Consider the following 9,039-nt stretch of genomic DNA (forward strand, 5'->3'; position numbering starts at 1 on the left):
TCAATAACTTTCTCCCTTGTTGGGGAAGTCGCGGGACTTGACGTCTTGGATGTACTTACCTACCGCATCCAGCATCACTCCGCGGAGATCCGCATATTGCCGTAAAAAACGGGGCTGAAACTCCTGGGTGATACCCAACATATCGTGCAGCACCAAGACCTGCCCATCCACGTGCGGTCCGGCACCGATGCCAATTACGGGAATCCGTACTGCCTCCGAAACCCTTTTTGCCAGGCTGGCAGGGATTTTCTCTAACACCAAGGCGAAGCAGCCGCAGTCTTCGAGAATCTTTGCGTCGTCCAGTAACTTTTGGGCTTCTGTTTCTTCCTTGGCTCTGACGGAGTATGTGCCAAATTTATAGATAGACTGTGGGGTTAACCCGAGGTGTCCCATTACCGGTACTCCGGCGCTGAGGATCCGCACCACGGATTCCTTGATCTCTGCGCCACCTTCTACTTTTACGGCGTGAGCGCCGGCTTCTTTCATAATGCGGATGGCGGAGCGTAGCGCTTCGGAACTATTGCCTTGGTAGGAGCCAAAGGGTATATCCACCACCACCAATGCCCTGCTGACGGCCCTTACCACCGAAGCGGCATGGTAGATCATCTGGTCTAGGGTGATGGGCAGGGTGGTCTCGTGTCCGGCCATCACATTGGAGGCTGAATCACCCACCAAAATCATGTCGATTCCCGCCGCATCTACAATGCCTGCCATGGAGTAATCGTACGCGGTAAGCATGGAAATCTTTTCCCCCCGTTGCTTCATCTCTTGGAGGATGTGGGTGGTGATGCGTTTGATGTTGGCCGATTGGTGTACAGACATGGGACGGATCTTTTAGTGCAGGTGTACAGTAGCGTTTTCGGGATCTAACTTTACCGTAATGTGTTCGCTTAGCGTGGTGGCTAGTTCGTAGCCGGTGTAATCGGGAGTGACAGGGAAGAGCTTGTGGCTTCGGTTGACCAACACCGCTACTTCGATCTTCTTGACCTTATCCTCCAGAAATGGAAACAGCGCATAGGCAAGGGTTTTGCCCGTATTGAGGACGTCATCCACCAAAACGATGCATTTGCCCGTAAAGGGACCTGCTTCCGAGCAGGTGATTTCGTCTACCCGGGGATTGGCCTTGTCTAGGTTTACCTGGATCAGTCCTACTTGGATCGGGGCGATCTCGCGCAGCTTATCGGCGATGAGCTCTGCCAATACATAGCCCATCCCGGTGAGGCCGGCAAAAACCAACTCCTGCTCTTGGACATTGCGTTCGTAAATCTCATATGCGATACGGGTGATCTTTTGCTGTATTTGCTTGTGGTTCAGTACCAGGGTTTTGTGCTCACTCATCCGGTTGCCGTTGATTGATTGAAAGGGAAAATTAAACCAAAAGACGTTAGTTTCAAAGAACCGCGCATTATTTGGCTCTGGTAAGCCGTTTTCTGAATTAGCGGTGGCTGTCTTCTTCGTAGAGTATATTCACGTAGCTTTCGTACCGGTAGGGGTGTATTTCACCTTTTTCCAAGGCCTCCATTACAGCGCATCCGGGTTCGTTTACGTGTTTGCAGTTGTTGTAGCGGCATTGCCCGAGGTAGCGTCTCAGGTCCACAAAGTAATGGGAGAGCTCCTGATCTTCGATCTCTAGGATGCCAAATTCCTTGATACCTGGGGTGTCAATAAGGTATCCTTCGTCGCCAAAGGCAAACATCTCGGCAAAGGTGGTGGTGTGCACGCCTTTGGAGGTGAATTTGGAGACAGACCTGGTGGCTTGGTTTGCTTGTGGAATCAGTCTGTTCAGTAGGGTTGATTTGCCCACTCCGGAATGGCCGGCCAACAGGGTGGTTTTTCCATGAAGAAAGGGAGCCATCACTTCGATCAGGTTTTCCTGATTCAGTGCGGAGACCTCCAGCACCGGATAGCCCAACGGGTCGTAAATTTCCTTCAGCAAGGAAAGGTATTCGAAGTCTTTTTCCTTACTAAGTGCATCGGCTTTGTTCACGATGATATAGGCGGGAATCCGGAAACTTTCCGTGCTGACCAAAAAGCGGTCTATGAACCCCAAGGAGGTCCGAGGGTCTCTTACCGTCACCACCAAAAATGCTTGGTCTATATTGGACGCAAGGATATGTGAAAACTGCTGCTTCCGTGTGGACTTTCGGATAATGTAGTTTTCCCGCGGCAGGATATCTCGGATCACAGCCGTTTCCTGCTGATCTTCGAAGTCCCAGTCCACCCAATCGCCCACGGAAATGGGGTTGGTGAGTTTGAGGTCATCTTGTTTAAACTTCCCCCTAAGCCGGGCGTTGACGCTTCCTTTCTCAGATTGAAGGGTATACCAGGACCCGGTAGATTTCATCACGCGTCCCTTCATCTTTCTGTTAGCTTTTGATTGACGATTTCCATAATTTTTCGGGCACTGCCCAGGTTATCTTTTAACAGACGATCGGCGCCCAAGCTGGCACGATCATAGGCGGTACCTTCGATTAGTTGTGCCATGATGGACTCAAGATCTTCGGCAGAATGTATGGCAAAACCACAGCCGTAGTTTTGGCTGATCTCCCATTCGGGAAATTTCCCTCCTTGTTTCAGCCAACCAAAAATTACCGGTATGCGGAATGCTAAGGGCTCCAATATATTGTGCAGTCCCTTTCCGAATGCTCCTCCCACATAGGCGATCCGAGCGTATTGATACAGAGAGGAAAGCATGCCGATGTTGTCCACTATCAGGGTATCCCAGGGTTGCGGGTTTTGTGGGTTTAGGTTTGTGTACCGCAGGGTTTTTCCGGGTAGGGCCGAGATCCACGCTTCGATTGCCTTGGCGTGGATGTCATGAGGGGCCAGGATGTATTGGTATTCTGGGTGCCTGCGGATAAAAGGGATGATCCGGTCCATGTCTTCCTGCCACACCGAACCACCCACCAAAACAGGTTTGGAAATACCTTTTGCGACTTCCGGAAAAGGCTTGGGAGATTGCCGTATGGCATCCACATTGTCATACCGCGGATCTCCTGCTACAGAAACCGAAGCTAGACCAAGCCTTTCGATAAGGGTTTCATCTAATGGCTGTTGCGTAAACACGTGGTCAAACTGGCCCAGGATGCGCCGGAAAAATCCGCCATAGGTCTTGTGGAAATACACTTGTTGCTCCCGAAACGCTGCTGCAATCAGGAACAGGGGGACGCCCAGTGATTTAGCGGCCAGGATATGGTTTGCCCAAAGGTCGTATTTGACAAAAAAGGAGATGTTTGGGGAAAGGATTTGGAGAAACTTTCGGGCATTACCAGGGCTGTCTATCGGTAGGTAGGTGATGAAATCCACGTACGGCTGCGACCGTTTGATCACGTGTTCATATCCTGAGGGACTGAAAAAGGAGACCACCACGCGCCATTCCGGCCGGGATTCACAAAATGCCCGAATGACCGGCTTGGCCTGCTCGTATTCTCCCAAAGAGGCTACATGAAACCAAGCGATTGGCCCGGGGGCCGTTAGCCGAAAGGCCTGTAGGCGTTCAAACACTCCCTTTCTTCCCTGCACCATCTGCCTGAGCTTGGCAGACTTCCAACTTCCCACTTGCAAGCCGAAAGCCAGTAGCCCTATGCCCAGGTTATATATTTGCCGCATGGGGCAAAAATACAAAAATTATGACTGGAAACCGATTGGGGTAGGAGGGGTGTTCGCTTTTTTTAGAAAGCAGAGATAGGGAGATTGTTGGACCCCTGGTAGAGAAGGTTGGGTAGGTGAAGTGGGTATGGCAGTTGTTTTCAGAGTTTTAAGCGAAACGGGGAACATGAGGACCATTCACGTAATTTTCTAGGGCATGTGTACCAATTGAATGCGTAAAACACTAACTTTATCCCTAATAATTGTCCGTCACCTCTATGAGACTTCTTTCTTTTGTTTTCTTTTTCGGGATGGCTGCTGGCCTGTTTTCCTGTGGCCCCGAGGTTCCTGCACCTGTGAAGGAAGCCATGGAAGATTTGCCGGAAGCGCTGGATTACAATGTACACGTGAAGCCCATTCTCTCGGATAAATGTTTCGCCTGCCATGGCCCGGATGAAAACACCCGACATGCCGGTCTGCGGCTGGACGAGGCGGAGGCTGCGTTCGCGAGTTTACCCGAAAATCCCGGCAAGGTGGCCATCAAGCCCAAGCGACCCTTTAAAAGCGAACTGGTAAAGCGAATTCTGTCTGAGGACCCGGAGTTTCGCATGCCCACTCCGGAGTCGCACCTTAGCCTGACGGACCGGGAAAAGGCCCTTTTGATCCGTTGGATTCAGCAGGGAGCGGTCTATAAGAAACACTGGTCGTTCATTCCATTGGAGACAGTGGCAGTTCCCGCAACGAAAAATCAGGGCTGGGGTTCTAATGAGATAGATAGGTTTGTCCTGGCAGCATTGGAAATTCAAGGGTTGAAGCCCAGTGTCGAAGCCGACAAAGAAACGCTATTGAGGCGAATTAGTTTGGATATCACTGGGCTGCCTCCCACCGAAGAGGAGATAGACGCCTTTTTGGCCGATTCCTCCCCGGAGGCCTACGAGCGGCAGATTGACCGCCTGTTAAACTCGCCGCATTACGGGGAAAAAATGGCCATGCATTGGTTGGATGTGGCGCGCTATGCAGACACACATGGCTACACCGTGGACAGATACCGGGACATGTCGTTGTTTCGGGATTGGGTAATCAAGGCATTCAACCAAAACATGCCGTATGATACCTTTATTACCCAGCAGCTTGCCGGGGATTTGCTTCCCAGCCCTACCAAAGAGCAGCTTTTGGCGACGGCCTTTAACCGGATCCATCCCCAAAACATGGAGGGAGGCATTGTGGACGAGGAGTTTCGGGTCGAATACGTGGCCGACCGTACCAATACCTTGGGCAAAGCCTTTATGGCACTTACGCTGGAGTGTGCCCGTTGCCACGACCACAAATACGATCCCATCTCGCAGAAGAACTACTTTGAGCTCAGCAGCTTTTTTAACCAAGTAGATGAGGCCGGCCAGATTTCTTGGGACGATGCGATGCCCGTTCCAACTATGTTGTGGACCGATGAGGAAAAGGACAAGGTGCTAAAGATGCTGGAATCTGATATTCAACGGGAGCAGAGTAACCTGGCAGCAACGGTGGAGACTGCGGCGTCTCCGTTTGAGCAGTGGATGGGCCGTGCCGGATACCAGCAGGATGCGCAACGAGAGCTGCCCAGAAACCTGCGTGCCCACTTGGATTTTGACGTACTGCCGCTTAGCAACGCATTGAACCGGACCGAAAAGGCCCTGATGGAAAGCAGCGAGGTCAAAAATCAGACCCCGGAATTGGCCGCAGGTATACGGGGCAACGGGGTAAAGCTCAATGGGGATTTTTGGATTCGGATGGAGAAATCCGGGGTATTTACAAAAAGTGAACCCTTTAGCGTAAGCATCTGGGTGAACATACCCAAGGAACGAGAAAATGGGGCCATTTTTCACACGGGTACAGGAGCAGTGCTCTACAACCGCCGAGGGTACCACCTTTATCTGAAAAATAACCGATTGGAACTGGTTTTGGCCCATACGGCCCCCTATAATGCCATCATCAAGGAAACTATTGCAGAGGTGCCCAAGGAGCAGTGGGTCAATCTGGTGATGACCTACGACGGTTCGTCCAAGGCATCGGGGCTACAGGTGTACCAAAATGGCAAGAAGCTGGAGACCAGCGTGGTCAAGGATAATCTGTACAAAGACATCGTTTTTAGGGGCTCCGGTCAGCCGGGAATCCAGGTGGGTGCCGTCTGGCGTGGGCGTGGCCTAAAAAATGCCATGGTGGATGACCTCATGGTCTTTGATCGCGAGCTGACCCATTTGGAGGCGCTACAGTTGGGGGATAAGGCGGCATTCAGTGCATTGCTTGCGAAACGTCCGGAGGCGTTGGTGCAACAAGAAAAGGAGCTGCTGAAAAGTTATTTTATCCACAACCATTTTCCACCGTTTGACAAGCAACTCCAAATCCTCACCCAAGCCCGAAAGCACCATGCACAGGAAGTGGAGCCGATTCAGGAAGTCATGGTGATGCAGGACATGGAACCTAGGCGACCTACCTATCTGTTGGTACGGGGAGAATACCAGTCGCATGGAGAGGAGGTTTTTCCCAATACTCCGGAGAGCGTGTTGGAGCTACCGGAGAACCTGCCCAAAAATCGCTTGGGACTTGCCCAATGGCTGACAGACCGTAGGCACCCGCTTACCGCCAGGGTGGCGGTAAATCGTCTCTGGATGTACTATTTTGGAAGGGGATTAGTGGCTTCTGCTGGTGATTTTGGCAATCAGGGAGAAATGCCCTCCCACCCCGAACTGTTGGACTGGCTCAGTCTGGACTTTATGGAATCCGGCTGGGACGTAAAGGCGCTTCAGAAAAAGATATTGCTCTCATCGACCTACCGGCAAAGTTCCTTTACTTCCGATGACCTGAGAGAGCGGGACCCCCAAAACATTTATTTGGCGCGAGGGCCTTCAGGCAGGTTGCCGGGAGAGATGATTCGGGACAACGCACTGATGGCATCCGGGCTGCTCAGCAAGAAAATCGGTGGTCCCAGTGTAAAGCCTTATCAGCCAGAAGGCTTGTGGCGGGTGAATGGGGGTACGTATGTGGAAGAAAATGGCGAAAATCTGTACCGGAGAAGCCTATATACTTTTTGGAAGCGCTCTGTGCCCCATCCTACTACCCACATCTTCGACGTGCCCGACCGCAGCGAATCGATCGCAGTACGTCAGGAAACCAATACACCCCTTCAGGCCTTGGTGCTCCTAAACGATCCTACCTTTGTGGAAGCGGCAAGGGTGCTTGGGGCCGAGATGGCCACTCAGTCAGAGTCCAGAGAAGCCATCAACCGAGCGTTCCGGAAACTAACCGGAAGGGCTGCAACCGACAAGGAGCTGGAAATACTCGACGCGTTGCTTTCGCAGGAGTACCGTAAGTTTCAGCAATCCCCGGAAAAAGCCAAAGGATGGGTGGAAACCGGGTCCTATGCCTTATCCAGTACGGTGGACCTTCCCAAGCTGGCTTCGCATGCCGTGGTGGCCAGTGCGGTAATGAACTCTGACGCCGCAATTACCAAACGATAACGCAAGATACCTTTCCCATGTGCAAACACCATAAACTGCCCAAATTTCCGCATCATCCGGATATGCATTCGTTGGAACTGAAAATGGACCGCAGGCATTTCCTGACCAAAACCGCCATGGGGATGGGTTCCCTAGCCTTGGGATCCCTATTTGGAGCAGAGAACTTGTTGGCACAGCCTAGGCGCTTTGATCCGGGTAACGGAGGCCTTCCCGGTCTGCCCCACCACGCGGCCAAGGCAAAACGCATCATCTACCTGTTTCAGAGTGGTGGGCCTTCCCAATTGGATTTGTACGACTACAAGCCCAAGTTGGCGGATATGCACGGGGAGGATCTCCCGCCCTCTGTGCGGGGCGAGCAGCGACTCACCGGGATGAGTGCAAATCAGGCGATCTTTCCCGTGACCCAATCTGCATTTTCCTTCCAGCAATACGGGAAATGCCGCGCATGGGTGAGTGAATTGATGCCGCACACCGCTCAGGTGGTAGACGAACTATGTTTCATCAAATCCATGGTCACCGAGCAGATCAACCACGACCCGGCCATTACCTTTATGCAATCCGGTCATCAATTGGCAGGTAGGCCATCTATCGGTGCTTGGCTTTCGTATGGCTTGGGCTCCGAAAACAAGAACCTGCCGGCCTTTGTGGTGATGGTTTCAAAAAATGCCGTATTGGATCAGCCCTTGTATGCCCGGCTTTGGGGAAATGGATTTCTGCCCTCGCAACATCAGGGGGTGCAATTCCGGTCCGGTAAAGACCCTGTGCTGTATCTAAGTAATCCGGAGAACTACGAGGGCAAGGACCGGCGTGAAATGATGGATCACCTGAAGGCCCTCAACGAGGTGCAGCAGGATCTGTATGGAGATCCGGAGATTGCGGCAAGAATCGCCCAGTACGAGATGGCCTTCCGCATGCAGACCAGTGTGCCGGAGATTAGCGACCTCTCAGACGAACCGGACCATATCTTTGAGCTGTATGGGGAGGAAAGCAGGGATCCGGGTACCTATGCGGCCAATTGTTTGATGGCAAGAAGGTTGATTGAAAAAGATGTGAAGTTTGTACAGCTGTACCATCAGGGATGGGATCAGCATGGGAATCTGCCGGGGAGTATTCGGAATCAATGCCAAAAAACCGACCAAGCTACGGCCGCATTGATTAAGGATCTGAAGCAGCGTGGGCTGCTCGAAGATACGCTCGTAGTCTGGGGTGGGGAGTTTGGCCGCACCGTGTATAGCCAAGGTACGCTGACGAAGGACAACTACGGTAGGGACCATCACCCTAGGTGTTTTACCATGTGGATGGCGGGGGCAGGAGTGAAGCCTGGATTTTCCTACGGTGAAACCGATGAACTTGGCTACAACGTGGTCAAGGATCCAGTGCATATCCATGATTTCCACGCTACGCTGATGCATCTATTTGGTGTAGATCATGAGCAGCTGATTTTCAAACACCAAGGACGCAGGTATCGACTAACGGACGTGCATGGACACGTGGTTCGGGAATTGCTGGCATAAAAAAATTAAAAATTAACGATAGCGCTTTTTTGTTTTAGAAAAATGATTTTCTACCTTTGTCATCGCTTAACGGAAGCAATTCCGGAAAGCATCTCGGGGTGTAGCGTAGCCCGGTCATCGCGTCCTGACTATGTCAGGAAGGTCGCCTTGTAGAAATCAGCCAAAGGTGGTAAAGACCATCAAAAAAATAGAATATCTCGGGGTGTAGCGTAGCCCGGTCATCGCGCCTGCTTTGGGAGCAGGAGGTCGCAAGTTCGAATCTTGCCACCCCGACAATAGAAGCCAGTCCCGGTTAGGGATTGGCTTTTTTTAGTGTGCCGTGCATGGTAACTAACTAGGTGGTGAAAGTCCACTGTGGGGGTTTGTAATCGCCAACCACTAGCCAATAGCAAGGGTGTCCATCGTGAGGTGGAATCTGAAGGAAGCAGGCGGCAAAACTCTGC

At 51.9% G+C, this 9,039-nt stretch carries 6 protein-coding genes and 1 tRNA gene; 3 read left to right on the plus strand and 4 right to left on the minus strand.

The window, feature by feature from the left end; genetic code table 11:
- From panB to JJU34_RS12570, 4 genes are all read right to left on the minus strand, one after another.
- Nucleotides 1-822: a 3-methyl-2-oxobutanoate hydroxymethyltransferase gene (panB, locus tag JJU34_RS12555; protein WP_228692723.1), complete on the minus strand. Its 822-nt coding sequence runs from the start codon at nt 820-822 to the stop codon at nt 1-3.
- Between the two features lie 12 nt (nt 823-834).
- Nucleotides 835-1,338, minus strand: coding sequence for a phosphoribosyltransferase family protein (locus tag JJU34_RS12560; protein WP_228692724.1), 504 nt, complete (start codon nt 1,336-1,338; stop codon nt 835-837).
- A 97-nt stretch (nt 1,339-1,435) separates the two neighbouring features.
- Nucleotides 1,436-2,359 (minus strand): ribosome small subunit-dependent GTPase A, encoded by a 924-nt coding sequence (gene rsgA / locus JJU34_RS12565; protein WP_228692725.1) that lies wholly within the window; start codon nt 2,357-2,359, stop codon nt 1,436-1,438.
- On the minus strand, nt 2,356-3,609 hold the full coding sequence (locus tag JJU34_RS12570; protein WP_228692726.1) for a glycosyltransferase N-terminal domain-containing protein: 1,254 nt from the start codon (nt 3,607-3,609) through the stop codon (nt 2,356-2,358). Before JJU34_RS12570 ends, rsgA begins: the two co-directional genes overlap by 4 nt.
- 257 nt (nt 3,610-3,866) lie before the next feature.
- Between JJU34_RS12570 and JJU34_RS12575 the strand changes: the two genes are divergently transcribed.
- The 3 genes from JJU34_RS12575 (at nt 3,867) to JJU34_RS12585 (ending at nt 8,869) form a co-directional block, all read left to right on the plus strand.
- On the plus strand, nt 3,867-7,082 hold the full coding sequence (locus tag JJU34_RS12575; protein ID WP_228692727.1) for a DUF1553 domain-containing protein: 3,216 nt from the start codon (nt 3,867-3,869) through the stop codon (nt 7,080-7,082).
- A 17-nt stretch (nt 7,083-7,099) separates the two neighbouring features.
- Nucleotides 7,100-8,596: a DUF1501 domain-containing protein gene (locus tag JJU34_RS12580; RefSeq protein WP_228692728.1), complete on the plus strand. Its 1,497-nt coding sequence runs from the start codon at nt 7,100-7,102 to the stop codon at nt 8,594-8,596.
- A gap of 198 nt (nt 8,597-8,794) precedes the next feature.
- A tRNA-Pro gene (locus tag JJU34_RS12585) sits at nt 8,795-8,869 on the plus strand.
- The last annotated feature ends 170 nt before the right edge of the window (nt 8,870-9,039 follow it).

It is taken from the genome of Lunatimonas sp., from assembly GCF_020832325.1.
GTDB lineage: Bacteria > Bacteroidota > Bacteroidia > Cytophagales > Cyclobacteriaceae > Lunatimonas.

What these genes read in the sequence shown, in the direction of transcription:
- panB (WP_228692723.1), bottom strand. Translation starts at nt 822, where the DNA reads ATGTCTGTACACCAATCGGCCAACATCAAACGCATCACCACCCACATC.
- JJU34_RS12575 (WP_228692727.1), top strand. Translation starts at nt 3,867, where the DNA reads ATGAGACTTCTTTCTTTTGTTTTCTTTTTCGGGATGGCTGCTGGCCTG.
- JJU34_RS12560 (WP_228692724.1), bottom strand. Translation starts at nt 1,338, where the DNA reads ATGAGTGAGCACAAAACCCTGGTACTGAACCACAAGCAAATACAGCAA.
- rsgA (WP_228692725.1), bottom strand. Translation starts at nt 2,359, where the DNA reads ATGAAGGGACGCGTGATGAAATCTACCGGGTCCTGGTATACCCTTCAA.
- JJU34_RS12580 (WP_228692728.1), top strand. Translation starts at nt 7,100, where the DNA reads ATGTGCAAACACCATAAACTGCCCAAATTTCCGCATCATCCGGATATG.
- JJU34_RS12570 (WP_228692726.1), bottom strand. Translation starts at nt 3,609, where the DNA reads ATGCGGCAAATATATAACCTGGGCATAGGGCTACTGGCTTTCGGCTTG.